Source organism: Streptomyces sp. NPDC036764, assembly GCF_055609385.1.
In genome coordinates, this window is sequence record NZ_JBVJPT010000001.1 from 1,966,409 (window position 1) to 1,986,116 (window position 19,708).

The window sequence follows — 19,708 nt, forward strand, 5'->3', positions numbered from 1 at the left end:
CCCGATGGAGCAGCGGCGGCTACTTCGCCGGCAGCGCCACGCCGGTGGCCTTCGCGACGTCCTTGAGCATCTCCTCGGCGGCCTGTACGCCGATGCCCGACATCCACGTCTCGTCCGGGACCTCGAAGACCTTGCCGCCGCGCACGGCCGGGAGGTCCTTCCAGACGGGGTTGGAGACGACCTGCTGCTTCTGGGTCTTGTCCTCGGCGTCGGCCGCGGTGACGAAGATCAGGTCGGCGTCCGCCTGGTCGATCTGCTCCGGGCTGACGTCCTTCATCGTGACCTCGGGGTCGTTCGAGATCTGCGACTTCGGGCGCTGGAAGCCGATGTCGCCGAGGACGACGCCGCTGTAGGAGTTGGTCTGGTAAAGGCGGGTCGGGCCGGCGATGAAGCGGACCACGGACACGGTCGGCATAGTGCCGCCGTCCTTCTTCTTCACGGCCGCGCCGAGCGCCTCGGCCTGCGTCTCGTACTCCTTGAGCTTGGCCGCGGCCTCCTTCTCCAGGCCCAGCGCCTCGGCGTGGACCTTGAGGTTCTCCTTCCAGACACCGCCGGTGGTCTCGGTGAACACGGTCGGCGCGATCGCGCTGAGCTTGTCGTAGACCTTCTCGTGGCGGACCTTGGAGGACAGGATCAGATCCGGCTCCAGGGACGCGATCTTCTCCAGGTTCGGCTCCAGGAGCGGGCCGACGTCGACGGTGTCCTTCAACTCGGCGTCCAGATACGTCGGGAAGCCGCCCGAGGTCTTGAAGTGCGGGGCGACCGCGCCGACCGGGTCGATGCCGAGCAGGGTGACGTCGTCCAGTTCACCGGTGTCGAGCACGACGACCCGCTTCGGCGGGGAGGGGATCTTCACGTCGCCCATCACGGTCTTGAGGGTGCGCGGGAAGGCGGAGCCGCCATCGGCCGCCTTCGCCGTGTCGCTCTCCTTGGCGGAGTCCTCGCTGCCGCAGGCGGCCAGCACGGCCGTACCGAGCACGACGGCGAGCAGCACGGCGATCAGCCGGCCGATTCCGCGCAGGGGGGATCGCTTGAACATCGGGGTGGGTCTTTCTATGAGTGGGGAGTGCTCACGCGGTCGCGGCCGGATGGCGCGCCGCGCTGCCTTTGGGGACGACCAGCGGGGTGCCGGTCTCCGGGTCGGGGATCACCCGGCAGTCCACGTCGAACACGGATTTCACGAGCTCCGCGTCGAGTACGTCGGCCGGGGCGCCGGCCGCGGCGAGGCGGCCCTCCTTGAGGACCACCATGTGGTCCGCGTAGCGGGCGGCCTGTCCGAGGTCGTGCAGCACCATCACCACGGTGCGGCCCGCCTCGGCGTGCAGGGCGGCGACCAGGTCGAGGACGTCGAGCTGGTGCCGCAGATCGAGGAAGGTGGTGGGCTCGTCGAGCAGGAGCAGCTCGGTGTCCTGCGCCAACGCCAGCGCGATCCAGGCGCGTTGCCGCTGGCCGCCGGAGAGCCGGTCCACGGGCCGGTCGCGGAGCGCGGCGGTGCCGGTGCGTTCCAGGGCCTCGTCCACCGTCTTCTGGTCGGCGGCCGACCAGGGGCTCAGCAGCCGTTGGTGCGGATACCGGCCGAGCCGCACCAGCGCCTCGACGGTGATCGCCTCCGGTGTGACCGGCTGCTGCGGCAGCAGGCCCATGCGCAGGGCCAGCGCCCGCGCGGACATGCGGTGGATGTCGGCGCCGTCGAGCGTGACCGTCCCGGCGGCCGGCGCGAGCAACCGGCTCAGGCCCCTCAACAGGGTCGACTTGCCGCACGCGTTGGGGCCGACGATGGCGGTGACGGCCCCGCCGGGCAGGGTCAGGTCGAGGCCGCCGACCACGACGCGGTCGCCGTAGCGCAGATCGAGGCCCCGGGTGGCGAGCTGGTTGGCGGTGGTCATGTGCGGCTCCTGGGGGCCGGTGGGGGGTTCGCGGCGTACGCCGGTCATCGGTCGCTCTCGTCCGGCTGAGCCGGTGGGCCGTCGTTGCGTGCCCGGGCCCGTCATCCGCGGCTCCTTGGGACGGGCGAGCTCTGACGCAGCATCAGTGCCAGCAGCCAGGGCGCCCCGAGCGTGGCGGTGACCGCGCCGACCGGCAGGCCCTCGATCGGCACCAGGTGCTGCACCACCAGGTCGGACGCGAGCAGCAGCACCGCTCCGGTGAGCCCGGCGAGTGCGAGGGACGCGGCGGTCGGCGGCCCGGTGGCGAACCGGACGATGTGCGGCACGGCGAGCGCCACGAATGTCACGGGACCGGCGAGCGCGGCCGCCAGTGACGCCAACGCGACGGCGATCACGAGCAGTTGAAGGCGTGCGGAGGACGTGCGCAGGCCGAGCGCGCCCGCCGAGTCGTCCCCGAGGTCGAGCACGGCGAGGCGTCGGTGCAGGACCAGTGCGGCGGCGAGTGTGAGCACCATGGCGCCGCCCGCTCCCCACACCTCGGTCCACGTCCGCCCGTAGACCGACCCGGTGGTCCACTGGAGCGCCGACCCGGCGAGCTCGGCCGGGAAGCGCACGATCATCAGGTTCACGGCGGCGGCGAGGCCCGCCTGAACGGCGAGGCCGGTGAGCACGAGCCGGGTGACCGCGAGTCCGGAGCCCCAGGCGAACACGCCCAGCAGCAGGGCCGCGAGAAGCCCGCCGCCCAGTGCCCCGAGGGGGATCAGCGACTGCGAGGCCCCGGCCGCGATCAGCGCGACCGCGCCCAGCGAAGCTCCGCCGGTCACCCCCATGACATCGGGGGAGGCGAGCGGATTGCGGAACAGCCGTTGCAGTACACATCCGGCAGCCCCGAGCCCGGCGCCTGCGACGATCGCGGCGACCGATCTGGGAGCCCGGAACTGCTGCACGACCAGCACGTCCCCCGGATCCCCGAGCCCGGCCAGCGCGCGCAGCGCCGCGCCGACGGGCATCGGCATCTCGCCGGTCGACAGGGACACCGTGAGCAGCACGAACAGCAGGGCCGTACCGGCCGCGGCGAACAGCAGGACACGGCGCCGGACCCGGGCACGGGAGGAGGACCCCGTCGGTGCGGAGACGACGGCGGCGCTCATCGGGCCACCCTGCGCGCCAGCAACGCCAGCAGGGGCGCGCCCAGGAAGGCGGTCACGATCCCGACCTCCAGTTCCGAGGGACGGATCACCAACCGGCCCAGCACATCGGCCGCGAGCAGCAGCACCGGCCCGGCGATCAGGCAGCCGGGGACCAGCAGCCGGTGGTCGCCGCCCAGCAGCGGCCGTACGAGGTGAGGGGCGGCGAGCCCGATGAACGCGATGGGACCGGCGACCGCGACCGCCGACCCGGCGAGCAGGACGACCGCAATGCCGCCCGCGAGCCGGATCCGGGCCACCGGAACGCCGAGTGCCTGGGCCGAATCGTCGCCCAGGGCAAGGGCGTTGAGAGCGGGAGCGACGGCCAGCGCGACGACCAGGCCGAGCAGCAGGGTCGGCAGGACCGGCCACAGGACGTCCAGTCCGCGCCCGGAGAGGGATCCGGCGAGCCAGAACCGGGCCTCGTCCAGGGTGCGCTGGTTCATCAGCATCACCGCAGACGTCCAGGACAGCAGCACGAGTTGGAGCACGGTGCCGCCGAGCGCCAGTCGTACGGCGTCGATGTCCCCGGCCCGGCGGGCCAGCGCCTGGGCGAACAGGGCGGCTCCGGCGGCCCCCGCGAAGGCGAACCACACGTACTGGGCCGGGCTGTTGAGCCCGAGCGAGAAGATGGCGACGACGACGGCGAAACCCGCGCCCGCGTTGATGCCGAGCGTCGTCGGCGAGGCGAGCGGGTTGCGGGTGATCGCCTGGGCTACGGCCCCGGCGACCCCGAGTGCGGCACCGACCGCGAGCCCGATGACGGTTCTCGGCAGGCGCAGCCCGGTCACCACGAGGGCTTCGCGTCCGTGAGCATCGCCGAACAGCGCGTCGGCAACCGTGCCGAGCGGCACGGAACGGGCTCCGAGAGCGAGGCTCAGCGCTGCGCACAGAACGAGCGCGGCGAATCCGGTGAGGAAGAGCGGAACGTGCCTGAGGGCAGGGGCGGGCACACCGATCGGTGCGCCCCGTCGGGTCGCGGTCACAAGGGGTGAGCTTAGGTTAGGCTTGCTTTATCTTTCAACTGCCGCGTGATTGTCGTGGCGTTCGCGATGGATGATCACCCGCAGGTGGCCCACCTGGCATTCTCTGCTTGATCACGAGTGTAAGGTAAGCCTTACCTGTCCGGCTCCGACTTGAAACCTCGCAGGGGAGCGACGATGTCCCTGGCCCCCACGGCCCCCACGTCCGGCTCCGTCGCGCATACGCTCGGTGACGTGTACGCACGGCTCACCGGCCTCTGCGAGGTGCTGTCGGTGCGGGTCGCCGAACCCGGTGCGGTGCATGCCCGAGCGGGCGTGTCGGCGGCCGAACTGGTGAAGGACGGGGCCGTCCTCGACGCGTTCGTGGCCGCCGAGGAGGCCCGAATTCACGATCGCTACGGGGTCGTTCCGCGTCGCCACGTCGCCGCCTCACGCGCCCTGCACGACTACGCCTGGTCGGTCTCGCTCCTGATGAGCGGAGCCTGGTACCTCGAACGCCGCGTGCCGCGGATCCGGGCCGAGGACCTGCGACTGGACCTCGCCACGGCCGAGTTCACCGTGACACCAGGAAGCGACCTCGCCTGCCTGGCCGACGATCCGGCCGCGGCCCTGCCCGGCGTGCTGACGGTCCCTCATGAGGAGGCCCTGCGCGCGGAGTTGCGTGCCGCGGTCGCCGATCACATGGCGCCGCTCCTGGACGCGATCGGCCCCCTCGCGCGACGCGGCTCCCGCGCGCTGTGGGGGATGGTCTGCGACGACCTGGTCTCCGGCATCTGGTACCTCGGCCGTGTGCTGGACCGCGAGGACGAGGCCGTACGGGCGGCCACCCGGCTGCTGCCGTCACCGGTGGCCCCGTACCCGAGCGGCGCCGACTTCCGGCACCTGACGACCGACGACGGGCGCCGGCACCCGACACGCACCCGCACCGGCTGCTGCATGTATTACACGATCCGCCCGGCCGAGGCATGCGCCACCTGTCCCCGCACCTGCGACGCGGAACGACTGCGCCGCCTCCAGAGCTGAGGCCGGCCCATCGGCAGCGCCCCAGTAGGGGCGCGGGGAACTGCGCGACAAGCCACAACCGACCCGCGGATGACCCACGACCGCCTGCCATTCCGCGGCACTTCCACGGTTGCGGCACAACCAGCGGAGCGCTATTCGGTCGTCGCCAGGAACTGCGTCGCCGCCAGCTCCGCGTAGAGCGGGTCGGCGGCCACGAGTTCACGGTGCGTGCCCACGGCCCGCACCCGCCCCGCGTCCATCACGACGATCCGGTCGGCCATCGTCACCGTCGACAGCCGGTGCGCGACGACGAGAACGGTGGTCGTACGGGCGACGTCGGCGACGGTGTCACGCAGCGCCGCCTCGTTCACCGCGTCGAGCTGCGAGGTGGCCTCGTCGAGGAGCAGCAGCCGCGGCCGGCGCAGCAGGGCGCGGGCGATGGCCACGCGCTGACGCTCGCCGCCGGACAGCTTGGTGCCTCGGTGCCCGACGAGCGTCTCCAGACCGTCGGGCAGCTTCGCGACCAGGCCGTCCAGACGGGTCGTCTTCAGCACGCGCGTCAGGGCGTCCTCATCGGCGTCCGGATTGCCGAGCAGCAGGTTGGTGCGCAGTGAGCCCGACAGCACCGGGGCGTCCTGCTCCACGTACCCGATCGCCGACCGCAGGTGCACCAACTCCCAGTCCGTCAGGTCCCGCCCGTCGAGCGTGATGGTCCCGGACTCGGGGTCGTAGAACCGCTCGATGAGCGAGAACACCGTCGTCTTGCCCGCGCCCGAGGGGCCGACGAAGGCCGTCATGCCCTGCGCGGGCACGGCGAACGTCACCCCGTGATGGACGTACGGCAGATCCTCGGCGTACCGGAAGCGCACGTCCTCGAAGGCGAGGGTGGCGGGCTCGGCCCCGGCGGTCGGCAACGGCGCGGGCAGGGCGGCCGGTTCGGCCGGCAGCCGCAGCGCCTCCTGGATCCTGGCGAGCGCCGCCGAGCCCGTCTGGTACTGGGTGACCGCGCCGACGACCTCCTGGATCGGCGACATCAGATAGAAGACGTACAGTAGGAACGCGACCAGCGTGCCGATGTCGATGGCGCCGGTCGCCACCCGTGCCCCGCCGACCGCGAGCACCGTGATGAAGGCGATCTGCATGGCGAGCCCGGCCGTGTTGCCCGCCGCGGCCGCCCACTTGGCGGCCCGCACGCTCTGCCGCCAGGACTCCTCGGCGGCCTCGTGCAGCGTCCGCTCCTCCCGGTGCTCGGCGCCGGACGCCTTCACCGTGCGCAGCGCGCCGAGGATCCGCTCCAGCGAGGCGCCCATCACCCCGACCGCGTCCTGCGCCTGCCGGCTGGCCTTGTTGATGCGCGGCACGATCACCCCGAGGACCGTCCCGGCGCACAGGATCACGCCGAGCGTGACCGCGAGCAGCACCGGATCCACCAGGCCCATCATCACGACCGTCGCCACCAGCGTGAGCCCGCCCGTGCCGAGGCCCACCAGCGAGTCGGTCGTGACCTCGCGCAGCAGGGTGGTGTCCGACGTGACGCGAGCCATCAGATCGCCCGGCTCGCTGCGGTCCACCGCGGTGATGCGCAGCCGCAGCAGATACGACGACAGGGCGCGCCGCGCGCCGAGCACCACCGACTCCGCGGTGCGCCGCAGCACGTACGAACCCAGCGCGCCCAGCGCCGCGTTGGCCACCACCAGCGCCGACATGATCAGCAGCGCCCCGGTTATGGCCCGGTCGTGCGACAGGTCGTCGATCAGCTCCCGCGCGACGAGCGGCAGGAGCAGTCCGGTCGCGCCCGTGACCAGCGAGAGCACGGCGCCCGCCAGCAGGGCCCACCGGTGCGGGCGCACATAGCCCAGGAGCAGCCGCCAGGTGGGCGGGGTGGCTGGGGTGTCGGCGATGCTCACGGGGCTCCTCCGGAGTCGTACGGAGCATTCAGGCTACGTCGGCCCCACCCCTCGGGGCCTGCCGGTTTCCCGCTACGGCGTAGGTGTGTCTCCCCGCCGGGGCCGACGCCGAACGGCGCGGCCTGGCGGAGGTCTTGGAGCTCGACCCGGTAGGACGCGAAACGCCCTCGTCCTCGCGGTCGCTGCCACCTCGCCCCGGTCCTGCGTGCCGCCTCGCTCCGGTCTTGCGCCCCACTTCGCCCCGGTCCTGCGCGCCACCGCCGGCCTCGCCCTGGCCGTGTTCCAGGCGGCCGTCGTCCGGCCCCGCCGGGTGACGGGACTTGTCGTGGTGTGCGCCTACGCGCGCTGACCCAGAGCCGCCAGGGTCGCGTCGAACTCGGCGGGGCGCGGGCGGTTGTGGGGCAGCTTCGAGAGCATCGCGGCCATCCCGCAGGTGTCGGTGAGCGCCGAGAAGACCAGTCCGCCCGCGATGCCGGCGGACAGCAACTGCCAGGCCGGATGCAGCAGTCCGAGTCCCAGGCCGACCAGGACGATCGAGCCCGCGGCGAACCGCACCTGTCGCTCCATGGACCATGTGCGGCGCGCACCCGGTGCCGGGCGGCTCAGTTCGTGCCCGCGCTCCGCCCAGCCCTGGGTGCCGCCCGTCAGGGTCATGGCCGGTATGCCGTGCTCGGCGAGGAGCCGGCAGGCGCTGACGGAGCGGGCTCCGGAGGCGCAGACGACCAGCAGCTCGCCGTAGTGGCGGCGCAGCGCGGGCAGGGCGCGGTCGAGCTGGTCCACGGGGACGTTCAGGGCGCCGGGCAGATGTCCGGCCGCGTACTCGCCGGGCGTGCGGACGTCGATGACGGTCAGACCGGGCAGCCGGGTGCGGGCCGTGTCGACGTCGAGGGTGCGCGGGCCGAGGGGAGAGGTCATGCGGAGTGAGATCCTTTCAGGGGAGGGGTAAAATACCCCCAAGGGTATGTAGAGGAGTGATCGTGGAGCTTCAGTTCGAGGGCGATGACCTCAAGTCGGTGCTCAACCGGCTGCGCCGGGCGCAGGGGCAGATCTCCGGAGTGATCAAGATGATCGAGGAGGGCCGCGACTGCGAGGACGTGGTCACCCAGCTCGCCGCCGCTTCGCGCGCCCTCGACCGGGCCGGCTTCGCGATCATCGCCACCGGGTTGCAGCAGTGCCTCACCGACGCGGAGAACGGACGCGCCAACGGCGAGACGAAGGAGCAGATGAAGGCCCGCCTGGAGAAGCTCTTCCTGTCGCTGGCATAGCCACGGGGCCGGCCGTATGTCGTACGGGGTCCTGCTCGGGCTCATGTGACGGCGTCCACCAGCATGAACACGGCCACCGCCAGCAGGGCCCAGGCGAACATCTGCCGCAGCCGGTCTCCGGACACCTTCGCGGCGAGGCGCTTGCCGTCCCATGCGCCGAGTACGGCGGCCGCGGCGAAAGGAGCCACCGCGGCCCAGTCGATCCGCGCCTGCGTGCCCGTTCTCGCCACCAGGGCGACCAGTGAGTTGACGGTGATGACCAGCAGGCTGGTCCCGACGGCGGCCCGCATCCGCAGCCCGACGACGTTCACCAGTGCCGGCACGGCGAGGAAGCCGCCGCCCACCCCCAACACGCCGGTCACCGCGCCGAGTCCCGCCCCGGCCCGGACGACCTGCCAGGACCGCACCGGCACGTCCTCGTGCCGGTCGGACGCGGACGGCCGCAGCATGCGCAGCGCGGCCAGAGCGGCGATCACCGCGAACGCCCCGGTGAGCAGGCCGGGTGGCAGCCACCCGGACAGCATGCCGCCCAACGCTGCCGGGACCAGCCCCGCCGCCGCGAACAACGCCCCGCCCCGCCAGCGCACGGCACCCGCACGGGCGTGCGCACCGAGCGCGGTGGCGGAGGTGACGGCGACCACGACCAGGCTGGCGGTGGCCGCGGCGGCCGGACTGAAGCCGAGCAGATAGATCAGCGCCGGCACCGCCAGCACGCTGCCGCCTCCACCCAGCGCGCCGAGCGCCAGCCCGGTCGCACCACCGGCGAGGAGACCGAGGACCAGGGTGGTCACGAGGGGGCTCCGGGGGTCGGCGCGATGCGATGGAAGCCGTCGGTCCGGACCTCACTCCCCACCGGACGCCCTCGAGTCCGTCACCACGGGGAGGCATGCCTCCGAAACCACAGGGAGACCCGGCTCCGTCACTACAGGGAGGCCGGGCTCCGTCTCCACCGGGAGGGCCGCATCTGCCGCGACAGGGAAGCCTGCCTCCGTCACCTCCGGAAGCCCCGCCTCCATCACGACAGGGAGGCCCGACTCCGCCGCCACAGGGACGCCCGCCTCCGTCACCACCGGAAGCCCCGCCTCCCTCCACGCGTGCATCCCCCCGACGACATCCACGACCTCCGCGCCACGGGCGGACAGCAGGGCCGCCGCCTCGCGGGAGCGCCTGCCGGAGCGGCAGATGGCGACGATCGGGCGCGACCGGGCGGACTCGGGCAGCGGCTTACCGGCCGCCAGGGCGGAAAGGGGAGCGAGGACCGCGCCGGGGGCGTGGCCGCCGGCCCACTCCGGCGCCTCGCGGACGTCCACGAGCACCGCGCCCGCGTCCGCCCGCTCCTGCGCCTCGGCCGGCGTGACGCGGGCCATGGGCAGCCCGGCCGCGCGCGCCGCGTCGAAGGAGTCGTCGACGGCGACGACATCGCGGCCCGCCGCGTCGAGGAGCGAGGCGGCGATACCGGCCCGCATGCCACCGGCGCAGTGCACCCACACGGTGCCGTCCGGTATCTCGCAGAGACGGCCGCGCAGCTCGTGCAGCGGGATGTGCAGCGAGCCCTTGATGTGGCCGGCGTGGCGCTCTGAAGACCGCCGTACGTCCAGGGTGATCACGCCGGCCTGGGCCGCGAGGTCGGTGAAGGTGCCTCGGGGGAAGGAGCGCGGACGCTCGCCGGGTCGTAGCCAGTCGGCCGGGGAACCGGTGGCCGCCGCGGCCGGACGGTCGATGCCGACGCGGACCAGTTCGCGCTGGGCGCCGGCGAGTTGGGCGGGCGTCTCGGCGAGCAGGGTCACCGGCTTGCCCCACGGCAGCAGCCAGGCCAGATAGGTGGCCAGTTGCCCCTCGGCCTCGAAGTTGACGGCCCCGGCGACATGGCCCTCGGCAAAGGCGACCCGATGGCGCAGGTCCACCACCCACTCCCCGGCGGCCAGCCGCGCCGCGATCTCCTCGGCGTCGGCCGGGCGGGGCGGCGTGAGGTCCACAGGAGCCGGGCCCTGTGTGTTGGCGGGCCCCATGTGAGCGTAGTACGCAGGCACGTCGTCCAGCGCGGCGAGCAGCTCGGCGACGAAGGTGTCGACGTCCTTGACCAGGGCGTCGTTGACCTGCCGCTCGCGACCGATGGTCGTCGCCGTGCCGCCGGCCGACTGACCTGCCGAACAGAAACTGCCGAAGCCGTGCGTGGGCAGGACCCGCGTCTCGTCGGGCAGCTCGGCCGCCAGCCGGTGCGCCGAGTCGTACTGCGCCCGCGCCAGCCCGCCGGTCAGCCCCGGCTCGACCAGGTCGGGCCGCCCCACGGTGCCGATCAGCAGGGAACCGCCGGTGAAGACGGCCACCGCGTGTCCGGCCTCCTCCAGCACGTAGGAGATGTGGTGCGGGGTGTGCCCGGGGGTGGCCAGGGCGCGCAGCGCCAGGTCGTCCTCGATCCGCGTACGGTCCCCGTCGGCGACCGGCACGCGCGCGTAGGCGACCCGTGCCGCGGCCGGCACGAGATAGGCGGCGCCGGTGAGCCGGGCCAGCTCCAGGCCGCCGGTCACGTAGTCGTTGTGGACATGGGTCTCCACCACATGGGTGATGCGCACACCCCGCAGGGCGGCGGCCGTGATCACCCGGTCGATGTCCCGTGGTGGATCGACCACGGCGGCGCTGTGCGCACCGCCCGCCAGATAGCCGCGGTTGCCCAGTCCCGGCACCTCGATGGTGTCGACGAAGTACACGGCAGCACTCCTCTCCTGTCCTGGTGAAGCCCGTGCCGCCCCGGTGGGAAAATTACCCCCGGGGGTATGCAGTCAACAGTAGCAGGGTACCCCTGGGGGTATTTAGTGGCGGTGGCCGGAAGTGCATGTGAAGGTGCCCGCTCCGCGCCCTTACTGATCAGTTGCGTCTAGGGTCGGAAGTGGATGGAGATCCACTTCAGGGAAGGGCTGAGCACCATGGCGCAGGAAGTGCGGGGCGTGATCGCACCGGGCAAGGACGAGGCCGTGCGCGTGGAGACGATCGTCGTGCCGGATCCGGGGCCGGGAGAAGCCGTCGTACAGGTTCAGGCCTGCGGGGTCTGTCACACCGACCTGCACTACAAGCAGGGCGGCATCAGCGACGACTTCCCCTTCCTGCTCGGCCATGAGGCGGCGGGCGTGGTGGAGTCCGTCGGCGACGGCGTCACGGACGTCGCACCCGGAGACTTCGTGATCCTCAACTGGCGTGCCGTGTGCGGGAACTGCCGGGCCTGTCTGCGCGGCCGGCCCTGGTACTGCTTCGCCACCCACAACGCCGGCCAGAAGATGACCCTCGCCGCCACCGGTCAGGAACTCTCCCCGGCGCTCGGCATCGGCGCCTTCGCCGAGAAGACGCTGGTCGCCGCCGGACAGTGCACCAAGGTCGACCCGGCGGTGGCGCCGGCGGTCGCCGGGCTGCTGGGCTGCGGCGTGATGGCCGGCATCGGCGCGGCGATCAACACCGGCAACGTGGGCCGCGGCGACAGCGTGGCCGTCATCGGCTGCGGCGGGGTCGGCGACGCGGCCATCGCGGGCTCGCACCTGGCCGGGGCCGCGAAGATCATCGCCGTGGACATCGACGACCGCAAGCTGGACAAGGCGCGCTCCATGGGCGCCACGCACACGGTCAACTCCCGCGAGACCGATCCCGTCGAGGCGATCCGCGAGCTGACCGGCGGGTTCGGCGCCGACGTCGTGATCGAGGCCGTCGGCCGCCCCGAGACGTACAAGCAGGCCTTCTACGCCCGCGACCTCGCCGGCACGGTGGTGCTGGTCGGCGTACCGACCCCCGAGATGAAGCTCGAACTGCCGCTGCTCGACGTCTTCGGCCGCGGCGGGGCCCTGAAGTCCTCCTGGTACGGCGACTGCCTGCCGAGCAGGGACTTCCCGATGCTGATCGACCTGCATCTGCAAGGCCGCCTGGACCTGGCGGCGTTCGTCACCGAGACGATCGAACTCACCGACGTGGAGAAGGCCTTCGAGCGGATGCACCACGGTGACGTCCTGCGCTCGGTGGTGGTGTTCTGATGACCACCCGTATCGAACGCCTCGTCACGTCCGGGCAGTTCAGCCTCGACGGCGGCACCTGGGACGTCGACAACAACGTCTGGCTGGTCGGGGACGACCACGAGGTGATCGTCATCGACGCCGCCCACGACGCCGACGCCATCGCCGAGGCGGTCGGCGACCGGCGCCTGACGGCGATCGTGTGCACCCACGCCCACAACGACCACATCGACGCCGCGCCCGCCCTGGCGGACCGCACCGGCGCCATGATCTGGCTGCACCCCGACGACATGCCGCTGTGGAAGCTGACCCACCCGGACCGCGACCCCGACGCGCACCTCCTGGACGGCCAGGTCATCGAGGCCGCGGGCGCCGACCTCACGGTCCTGCACACCCCGGGGCACGCTGCCGGCGCCGTATGCCTGCACGACCCGGGCCTCGGCGTCGTCTTCACCGGAGACACCCTCTTCCAGGGCGGCCCCGGCGCCACCGGCCGCTCGTACTCCCACTTCCCGACGATCATCAACTCGATCCGCGACCGGCTGCTCACCCTCCCGCCCGAGACCAAGGTCCTCACCGGCCACGGAGACCCGACCACCATCGGCGACGAGGCACCGCACCTCCAGGTGTGGATCGACCGAGGCCACTGAGCCCGCAACCGGCGGACCCGGACACGCGGCCGCGCCCGGCCGGGTGACCCTGCCGCGAAAAGCGGCACCCGCCCGAAAAAGACGACAGAAGATGTCCGGCTTCCCCGGCACCCTCGATGACGACACCACATACGAGGGCACGGGAGGCCGGACATGTCACAGCCGCTCAGGGACAAGGTCGCACTGGTCGCCGGGGCGACACGAGGCGCCGGACGCGGCATCGCCGTGGAGCTCGGCGCGGCCGGCGCCACGGTCTATGTGACGGGACGCAGCACCCGCGCCCGGCGCTCGGAGTACGACCGCCCCGAGACGATCGAGGACACCGCCGACCTGGTCACCGAGGCGGGCGGCCAAGGCATCGCCGTACCCACCGACCACCTCGACCCGGCACAGGTCCGCACCCTCGTGGACCGGATCGCCGAAGAACAGGGCCGCCTCGACGTCCTCGTCAACGACGTCTGGGGCGGCGAGAAGCTCTTCGCCTGGGACAGCCCTCTCTGGGAGCACGACCTCGACAAGGGCCTCAGGCTGCTCCGGCTCGCGGTCGAGACGCACGCCATCACCAGCCACCACGCCCTGCCCCTGCTCCTGCGCCACCCGGGCGGACTGGTCGTGGAGATGACCGACGGCACGGCGGACTACAACAGCGTCAACTACCGCAACTCCTTCTTCTACGACCTCGCCAAGGCGTCAGTGCTGCGCATGGCCTTCTCCCTCGGCCACGAGCTCGGACCACGCGGCGCCACCGCCCTCGCGCTGACCCCGGGCTGGCTGCGTTCGGAGATGATGCTGGACGCCTTCGAGGTGCGCGAGGACAACTGGCGCGACGCCCTCGGACGCGTCCCGCACTTCGCCATCTCCGAGACGCCGCGCTACGTCGGCCGGGCCGTCGCCGCCCTCGCCGCCGACCCCGACGTGGCCCGCTGGAACGGCGGGTCCCTCTCCAGCGGGCAGCTCGCGCAGGTCTACGGCTTCACGGACCTCGACGGCAGCCGGCCCGACGCCTGGCGGTACCTCGTCGAGGTGCAGGACGCGGGGAAGCCGGCGGACGTGAGGGGTTACCGCTGAGGCGGTACGGGCGTGGCATCGCGGACCGGCCAGCGCGCCGAGTGGCCCGGCGGGAGGCCGAGGTCCTCCCGTACGGCCGCGTAGTAGGCCTCGCGTCCGGCGCGCTGCCGCTCCAGCAGCGCCTGCCAGCCCGCACGGTCCTGACCGGCCGAGCGGACGAAGTTCTCCATGTCCATCGCCGTCACGACCCAGGCCCGTGCCGCCTCCACCACCGCGATGCCGCCCAGCATGATCAGCGCCTCGCCCGAGGGATCCCGTTCCATGTTCGCCTCGGCCAGCAACGACTCGGCGTCCGCGAGGGTGAGCGGCGCCGGGTGCGTGCTGAAGCCCTGCTGTGAAGCGACCCGGTAGGTGATCGTGACCGTCTTCTTCACCGTCCGCGCGTAGTCGCCGTACACCGCGAGCCGCCGCTCCTCCCAGCGCGCCGCCTGCTCCCGTCCGAACCTCATCCGGTCGCCCCGCACGACCACCACGTAGGAACCGAGGGCGCCGACCACGACGCCTATGAGCGCGGGGAGTTGCTGAAGGAACACCGACATGGGTGCACGCTATCTGCCGCGATGATCGTCCCGGCACTACGGTTCGCCCCATGACGGACACGACGCGCTTCGCAGACCACGCAGTCCTGATCACCGGCGCGGGCCGCGGCATCGGCGCCGCGACCGCGCGCCGCCTCGCCGAGGAGGGCGCCCGCGTCCTGGTGACCGACCGGGACGGCCCCGAGGCCGAGAGGACGGCGGGAAAGCTGCGGGGACGCGGGCTCGTGGCCGAGGCGCTGGCCTGCGACGTCGGCGACCGGGTGTCGGTCGAGGCGGCCGTCGCCCGCACGGTCGCCGCCTTCGGCTCGCTGGACGTCCTGGTCAACAGCGCGGCCTCCTGCACACCCGACACCGAGCTCTTCGAGGACGGCCCCGACGACGCGTGGGCCCTCGACCTCGACATCACGCTGACCGGCACCTACCGCTGCTGCCGCGCCGCCCTGCCGCACCTGGCCGCCTCCGGCCGCGGCGCCATCGTGAACATCGGCTCCGTCAACGCCCTCCAGGACTTCGGCAACCACGGCTACAGCGCGGCCAAGGCCGGCCTCGGCTCCCTCACCCGCACCCTCGCCGGCCACGCCGCAGCCCGCGGCGTCCGAGTCAACCTCGTGACACCGGGCACGGTGCGCACCTCGGCGTGGGAGGGGCGGGACGAGGAGCTCGACGCGATCCGTGGCCTGTACCCGCTCGGCAGGGTCGGCGAGCCCGAGGACATCGCTGCGGCCGTCGCCTTCCTGGCATCCCGTGACGCGGCCTGGATCACCGGCACCACACTCACCGTCGACGGCGGCCTGACCGCGGTGAACACCGGATTCCTGGCAGCGCTCAGGCGCGCGGACGACGCCTGAGGGGCCGGGCGCCTTGGCCGGAACATTGCCTTCCGCCTGCAAAACTTCACCGTTCGGTCACAGCCGGGCAAGGAGCACAACCGATCCCCCCGTACACCGGTCTACCTGGCAGAAGTCCACAGGAACACGCTAGGGAAGGGCCCGGCCATGGGGGACATACGCAGACGGCGCGCCGTCGCACTCGGCATCACCGGCGGACTGGTCGCACCGCTCGCACTCACGCTCACCGCCACTCCGGCGCAGGCGGCGCCGAGCTGCACGACGCAGGCCGGCCCGTATCAGAAGCAGGTGGAGAAGTTCCTGGGCCGTCCGGTCGACGGCAGGCAGTCCAGCGCCGACTGCAAGGCCATCCAGGCCTTCCAGACCAAGCACGGCATCTCCCCGAACGCCGGCTACGCGGGTCCCGTCACCTGGGGCGTGATGGACCTGATGAACAAGCAGAAGGCCGTCGGCACGAACCCCAACAAGGAAGGCAAGTGCCCCGTCAACAAGGGCCGTATCGCCTGCGTGAACCTCACGCTCCAGCTCAGTTGGATCCAGGACGGCAGCAGGCTCGTGTACGGCCCGGTCCCGGTGCGCACCGGTCGTAACGGCTACGAGACCCGCACCGGCCTGAAGAAGATCTACTACCGCAACATCGACCACGTGTCGAGCATCTACAACGTGCCCATGCCCTACGCCCAGTTCTTCGACGGCGGCCAGGCCTTCCACTCCGTGGGCGTCAGCATGTGGAACCCGCCGGGCTCGCACGGCTGCACGAACATGACCAAGACCGACGCCAAGAAGTACTGGTCGCTGCTGAAGAACGGCGACGACGTCTACGTGTACGGCCGCAAGCCGGGCACCTGAGAGGTCCCAGGCACCCGGCTCGCGGAGAAACGTCACGCCCCGGGTGCGTCCCCGAAGTCCGGGATCTCCAGCCTGGCCCCTCCCTGCCGCGCTGACTCGTGCGCGACGATGCCCGGCAGGGTGTAACGGGCCGCCACCCACGCGTTCACGGACGGCAGGGTGCGGGAGTTGACCGCGGTCACGAAGTCGTCCACCAGGAAGTGGTGGCTGCCCTCGTGCCCGTTGTGCAGGTTGTCGAACTCCCTCGGCAGCCGGGCGCGGTCGTGCACCGGCGCCGAACCCGAGGTGAAGGCGGCCCGCAGGTCCGGCGCGATGTGCTGGAGCGACGGATCGTCGGGCGACAGGGTGGGCTTGGGCTCCAGTAGCTCACTGATGTCCTTGACGCCCTTTTTGTCCTGCCATAGCGCCACGGTGGCGAGCTGCTCCATGCTCGCCTCGGTGCCGAAGAACCGGAATCGCGACTCCCGTATGTGGGAGGGATATCCGACCCGACGGAACTCGTTCGTACGGAACGATCCGCCGCCCGCGACCTCGAACAGCGCGGTCGCGTTGGACACGTCGTTGCCGAACTGGCTGACGGACTTGTCGAAGACGCCGTCGCCGCGGTCGTCCACGACGCCGATCGCCGACACGCTCACCGCGTGCGTCTGCCAGGCCCCCAGCACACCGCCCACCGCATGCGTCGGATACAGCAGCGGGGGATAGGAAGCCGTCGCCTTCCAGTTCTCACCGCCGCTGTACTGGTACGCCTCGTAGAACCCCAGATCCATGTCGTGGACGTAGTCGCCCTCGGCGTAGAAGAGCCTGCCGAAGGCGCCCTCGGCGATCTGGTTGCGGGCGTGCACCGTCGCCGGGTTGTACTGGCTGGTCTCGCCCATCATGTACGTCAGTCCGGTCGCCCTGACCGCGTCGATGATCGCCGCGATCTCCTCCGTGGTGATCGCCATGGGGACGGCGGAGTAGACGTGCTTGCCGGCGTTCAGGCCCTGGAGCACCAGCGGGCCATGGGTCCAGCGCTGGGTGAAGATGGCGACCGCGTCGACGGCCTTCGACTCCAGCATCGCCTCGTACGAGGGGAAGGTGCCGGCCAGTCCCTGTGCTTCGGCGAGCTGCTCGGCCCGCTCTGGCAGCAGGTCGGTGACGTACACGTCGCTGACACCGGGGTGGGCCTGGAACAACGTGGCGAACTGGCCGGAGAACTGGCCGGCGCCGACGATGCCGAGGGAGAACGTCATGGAGTGTGTGCCTTTCACTGGCCGAGGATGAGGTTGATCTGGTCGTTGGTCCTGGTCAGGCCGCTCACCGGGGCGTCGTTGGCGTAGACGTCCTGCATGGCGGGGCGCATCAGGGAGTACACGTCCGCCGCGTAGTCGGTGATCGGGAAGGAGAAGGTCGCGGAGTCCTTCTGGTCGGTGACCGGCTCGGTGAACGCGGACACGTCGATGCCCTTCTTCTCGTACGCGGCCACCGCCGCCGCCGTGCCGTCCGGGGTCGAGGGGAAGACGATGCCGTAGCCGCCGACGGTCTTCTGGCACTCGTTCGAGGCCAGGTACCGCACCCATTTCTTCGCGCCCTCCTTGTTGCGGGCGTTCTTGGTGACGGAGTCGGCGAGGCCGTTCATCATGGTGGCGCGCTTGCCGGTCGGGCCGGTCGGCGTGGGCGCGGTACCGACCTCGAGGCCCTTGGTGCCGTAGTAGGTGGAGATCATCCAGGCGCCGTCGAAGGAGGTCGCCGCCTTGCCCGAGGCGACCTGCGCGTTGGCCGGGTTGGCGCCGTCGGTGTAGTCGGTGAAGGGCGCGAGATAGCCCTTCTTCGCCAGGCCGAAGTACCAGTCGACGACCGACTGGAAGGTCTTGCTGTCGTACTGGTACTCGGTGCCCCAGCGCGCCTTGTCCGTGTAGCGCCAGCCCGCCGAGGCGACGAACGGGCTCCAGGTGGTCTGCCCGTCGGCGTCGCCCGCACCGCCGGTGGCCATCCCGTACACCTTGACGTTGTTCTTGTCGAAGCCCTTCTCGTCGCCGCGCTTGCCGTTCTTGTCGACGGTCAGATGCGCGATGGCCTTCTCGAAGGTGCCGCCGTCCTTCGGGTTCCAGGACAGGCCGTCGAGCCCGTCGGTGGTGAGGCCGGCCTCCTCGACCAGCTTCTTGTTGTAGAAGAGGGCGACGGTGTCCCAGTCCTTGGGCGCGCCGTAGCGATGGCCGTCCTGGCCCTTCCAGTTGGCGGCCAGCCCCGCCTGGTAGGCGGAGTCGTCGATGCCCAGGTCGTCCAGCGGTTCGAGCACGTTCAGGTCGGCGAACTGCCCGAACTTCTGGATGTGGTCGGTGAACACGTCCGGCTCGGTGCCCGCGATGAAGCTCGCGGTGAGCTTGGTCCAGTAGTCGGCCCAGCCCATCTGCGTGATCTTCACCTTCAGGCCCGGATTCTGCTTCTCGAACCCCTTCGCACATGCCTGGTACGCGGGCAGTTGGTTGGCGTCCCACAGCCAGTACGTCACCGTGTTCCCGCCCGACCCGGCCGCGCCGCCCTGCGCGCAGCCGGTGGCCAGGGACAGCGCCATCGCCCCGGTCAGCGCCAGGACCGTACGCATACGAACTCGCATCCCCGTCCCCTTACTTGATCCCGGTGAAGCTGATGGAGCTGACGATGCGCCGTGCGAAGCAGCCGAACAGCACGAGCATCGGAAGGGCGGCGATCAGCGTGGCCGCCATCAGGCCGGACCAGTCGTAGCCCGACTGCGGGGTCTGTGCCCGGAAGATGGCCAGCGCCACGGTGAGCACACGCGAGCTGTCGCTGTAGGACACCATCAGCGGCCAGAAGTAGTCGTTCCAGGCGGTGATGTACGTCAGCAGTCCCAGTGTGAGGATCGGCGTGGACGCCATCGGCAGCATCACCCGGAAGAAGATCCGTATCTTCCCCGCCCCGTCCAGCAGCGCGGCCTCCTCGACCTCCCGGGGCACGTTCATGAAGAACTGGCGCAGGAAGAACACCGCGAACGGCGTCATGAACATCGTCGGCAACGCCACACCCAACAGGCTGTCCACCAGGCCGAGTTGCTTGATGAGCACGAAGTTCGGCAGCAGAGTGAAGATCGCCGGCACCATCAGCCCGGCCAGGAACAGCCCGAACACCTTCTCCCGACCGCGCCAGCGCAACCGGGCGAAGGCGTACGCGGCCATGGCGGAGAAGAAGATCTGGCAGACGGTGATCAGGGTCGAGACGATCACCGAATTGATCAGATAGCGCCAGAACTTGAGTCCGCCGCCCGATCCGCCCTGGGCGATCGCCTCCTCGGTCGACTGCAGGCCCAGGGCCCGCTCGAAGCCTCCGGTCGTCGCGTCGACCGGCAGGACGTCGCCGGGATGGGCGGCGAGCGCGGTGTTCGAGGACAGCGCGGTGCGCAGGATCCAGTAGAACGGCAGCAGCGTGATGAGCACGATGGCGGCCATCACCGCCCAGGCCACGATCCGCCCGGGGGAGGGCACGCGCCTGATGCGCCGTACGGTCGTCGTGTCTGCCACAACAGCCATGTCGG

At 71.4% G+C, this 19,708-nt stretch carries 20 protein-coding genes; 8 read left to right on the forward strand and 12 right to left on the reverse strand.

Annotation, left to right across the window (positions count from 1 at the left end):
- Window positions 1-19: 19 nt before the first annotated feature.
- From ACZ69Q_RS07840 to ACZ69Q_RS07855, 4 genes are all read right to left on the reverse strand, one after another.
- Window positions 20-1,039: an ABC transporter substrate-binding protein gene (locus ACZ69Q_RS07840; RefSeq protein WP_471038129.1), complete on the reverse strand. Its 1,020-nt coding sequence runs from the start codon at window positions 1,037-1,039 to the stop codon at window positions 20-22.
- A gap of 31 nt (window positions 1,040-1,070) precedes the next feature.
- Window positions 1,071-1,886 carry an ABC transporter ATP-binding protein gene (locus ACZ69Q_RS07845; RefSeq protein WP_471038132.1) on the reverse strand — a complete coding sequence of 272 codons (816 nt, stop codon included), beginning with the start codon at window positions 1,884-1,886 and terminating at the stop codon, window positions 1,071-1,073.
- Between the two features lie 101 nt (window positions 1,887-1,987).
- On the reverse strand, window positions 1,988-3,037 hold the full coding sequence (locus ACZ69Q_RS07850) for a FecCD family ABC transporter permease (RefSeq protein WP_471038135.1): 1,050 nt from the start codon (window positions 3,035-3,037) through the stop codon (window positions 1,988-1,990).
- Entirely contained in the window at window positions 3,034-4,026 is a 993-nt protein-coding gene (locus ACZ69Q_RS07855) for a FecCD family ABC transporter permease (RefSeq protein WP_471040139.1), read from the reverse strand. The genes ACZ69Q_RS07850 and ACZ69Q_RS07855 overlap by 4 nt, the downstream gene beginning before the upstream one ends.
- Before the next feature lie 207 nt (window positions 4,027-4,233).
- Between ACZ69Q_RS07855 and ACZ69Q_RS07860 the strand changes: the two genes are divergently transcribed.
- Complete coding sequence (locus tag ACZ69Q_RS07860; protein ID WP_471038139.1) at window positions 4,234-5,079, forward strand: (2Fe-2S)-binding protein; 846 nt, start codon at window positions 4,234-4,236, stop codon at window positions 5,077-5,079.
- Window positions 5,080-5,210: 131 nt separating this feature from the next.
- Here the strand turns inward: ACZ69Q_RS07860 and ACZ69Q_RS07865 are convergent, their stop codons facing one another.
- Entirely contained in the window at window positions 5,211-6,965 is a 1,755-nt protein-coding gene (locus ACZ69Q_RS07865) for an ABC transporter ATP-binding protein (protein ID WP_471038141.1), read from the reverse strand.
- A 205-nt stretch (window positions 6,966-7,170) separates the two neighbouring features.
- On the opposite strand from ACZ69Q_RS07865, the gene ACZ69Q_RS07870 reads away from it, so the two are divergent.
- A complete protein-coding gene (locus tag ACZ69Q_RS07870; RefSeq protein ID WP_471038143.1) occupies window positions 7,171-7,314 on the forward strand; it encodes a hypothetical protein in 144 nt (47 codons plus the stop codon).
- Here the strand turns inward: ACZ69Q_RS07870 and ACZ69Q_RS07875 are convergent.
- The gene (locus tag ACZ69Q_RS07875; RefSeq protein ID WP_471038145.1) at window positions 7,302-7,880 is read right to left on the reverse strand and encodes a rhodanese-like domain-containing protein; all 579 of its coding nucleotides are present in this window, start codon (window positions 7,878-7,880) and stop codon (window positions 7,302-7,304) included. The two genes, ACZ69Q_RS07870 and ACZ69Q_RS07875, sit on opposite strands and share 13 nt — an antisense overlap.
- Window positions 7,881-7,942: 62 nt before the next feature.
- Here ACZ69Q_RS07875 and ACZ69Q_RS07880 point away from each other — a divergent pair, with 62 nt between their 5' ends.
- Window positions 7,943-8,230, forward strand: coding sequence for a metal-sensitive transcriptional regulator (locus ACZ69Q_RS07880; RefSeq protein ID WP_471038147.1), 288 nt, complete (start codon window positions 7,943-7,945; stop codon window positions 8,228-8,230).
- Window positions 8,231-8,271: 41 nt separating this feature from the next.
- On the opposite strand, the gene ACZ69Q_RS07885 is transcribed toward ACZ69Q_RS07880, so the two are convergent.
- Both ACZ69Q_RS07885 and ACZ69Q_RS07890 read right to left on the reverse strand, forming a co-directional pair.
- Entirely contained in the window at window positions 8,272-9,021 is a 750-nt protein-coding gene (locus ACZ69Q_RS07885; RefSeq protein WP_471038149.1) for a sulfite exporter TauE/SafE family protein, read from the reverse strand.
- Between the two features lie 51 nt (window positions 9,022-9,072).
- Window positions 9,073-10,938 carry a rhodanese-like domain-containing protein gene (locus ACZ69Q_RS07890; RefSeq protein ID WP_471038152.1) on the reverse strand — a complete coding sequence of 622 codons (1,866 nt, stop codon included), beginning with the start codon at window positions 10,936-10,938 and terminating at the stop codon, window positions 9,073-9,075.
- Between the two features lie 216 nt (window positions 10,939-11,154).
- On the opposite strand from ACZ69Q_RS07890, the gene ACZ69Q_RS07895 reads away from it, so the two are divergent.
- From ACZ69Q_RS07895 to ACZ69Q_RS07905, 3 genes are all read left to right on the forward strand, one after another.
- Window positions 11,155-12,243: an S-(hydroxymethyl)mycothiol dehydrogenase gene (locus ACZ69Q_RS07895; RefSeq protein ID WP_471040141.1), complete on the forward strand. Its 1,089-nt coding sequence runs from the start codon at window positions 11,155-11,157 to the stop codon at window positions 12,241-12,243.
- A complete protein-coding gene (locus ACZ69Q_RS07900; RefSeq protein ID WP_471038155.1) occupies window positions 12,243-12,872 on the forward strand; it encodes an MBL fold metallo-hydrolase in 630 nt (209 codons plus the stop codon). Before ACZ69Q_RS07895 ends, ACZ69Q_RS07900 begins: the two co-directional genes overlap by 1 nt.
- A gap of 153 nt (window positions 12,873-13,025) precedes the next feature.
- Window positions 13,026-13,940, forward strand: coding sequence for an SDR family oxidoreductase (locus tag ACZ69Q_RS07905; protein WP_471038158.1), 915 nt, complete (start codon window positions 13,026-13,028; stop codon window positions 13,938-13,940).
- On the opposite strand, the gene ACZ69Q_RS07910 is transcribed toward ACZ69Q_RS07905, so the two are convergent.
- Complete coding sequence (locus ACZ69Q_RS07910; RefSeq protein WP_471038161.1) at window positions 13,931-14,479, reverse strand: hypothetical protein; 549 nt, start codon at window positions 14,477-14,479, stop codon at window positions 13,931-13,933. The genes ACZ69Q_RS07905 and ACZ69Q_RS07910 overlap by 10 nt on opposite strands.
- 50 nt (window positions 14,480-14,529) lie before the next feature.
- On the opposite strand from ACZ69Q_RS07910, the gene ACZ69Q_RS07915 reads away from it, so the two are divergent.
- Together ACZ69Q_RS07915 and ACZ69Q_RS07920 are read left to right on the forward strand one after the other, a co-directional pair.
- Window positions 14,530-15,327 (forward strand): SDR family NAD(P)-dependent oxidoreductase, encoded by a 798-nt coding sequence (locus ACZ69Q_RS07915; RefSeq protein ID WP_471038163.1) that lies wholly within the window; start codon window positions 14,530-14,532, stop codon window positions 15,325-15,327.
- A gap of 147 nt (window positions 15,328-15,474) precedes the next feature.
- The gene (locus ACZ69Q_RS07920) at window positions 15,475-16,176 is read left to right on the forward strand and encodes a L,D-transpeptidase family protein (protein WP_471038165.1); all 702 of its coding nucleotides are present in this window, start codon (window positions 15,475-15,477) and stop codon (window positions 16,174-16,176) included.
- Between the two features lie 32 nt (window positions 16,177-16,208).
- On the opposite strand, the gene ACZ69Q_RS07925 is transcribed toward ACZ69Q_RS07920, so the two are convergent.
- Genes ACZ69Q_RS07925 through ACZ69Q_RS07935 form a run of 3 tightly spaced genes read right to left on the reverse strand, consistent with a single transcriptional unit; the run spans window position 16,209 to window position 19,703 of the window.
- On the reverse strand, window positions 16,209-17,411 hold the full coding sequence (locus tag ACZ69Q_RS07925) for a Gfo/Idh/MocA family protein (protein ID WP_471040144.1): 1,203 nt from the start codon (window positions 17,409-17,411) through the stop codon (window positions 16,209-16,211).
- A gap of 14 nt (window positions 17,412-17,425) precedes the next feature.
- The gene (locus ACZ69Q_RS07930; RefSeq protein WP_471038167.1) at window positions 17,426-18,775 is read right to left on the reverse strand and encodes an ABC transporter substrate-binding protein; all 1,350 of its coding nucleotides are present in this window, start codon (window positions 18,773-18,775) and stop codon (window positions 17,426-17,428) included.
- 10 nt (window positions 18,776-18,785) lie between these two features.
- Window positions 18,786-19,703 carry a carbohydrate ABC transporter permease gene (locus tag ACZ69Q_RS07935; RefSeq protein WP_471038169.1) on the reverse strand — a complete coding sequence of 306 codons (918 nt, stop codon included), beginning with the start codon at window positions 19,701-19,703 and terminating at the stop codon, window positions 18,786-18,788.
- Window positions 19,704-19,708 lie beyond the last annotated feature (5 nt).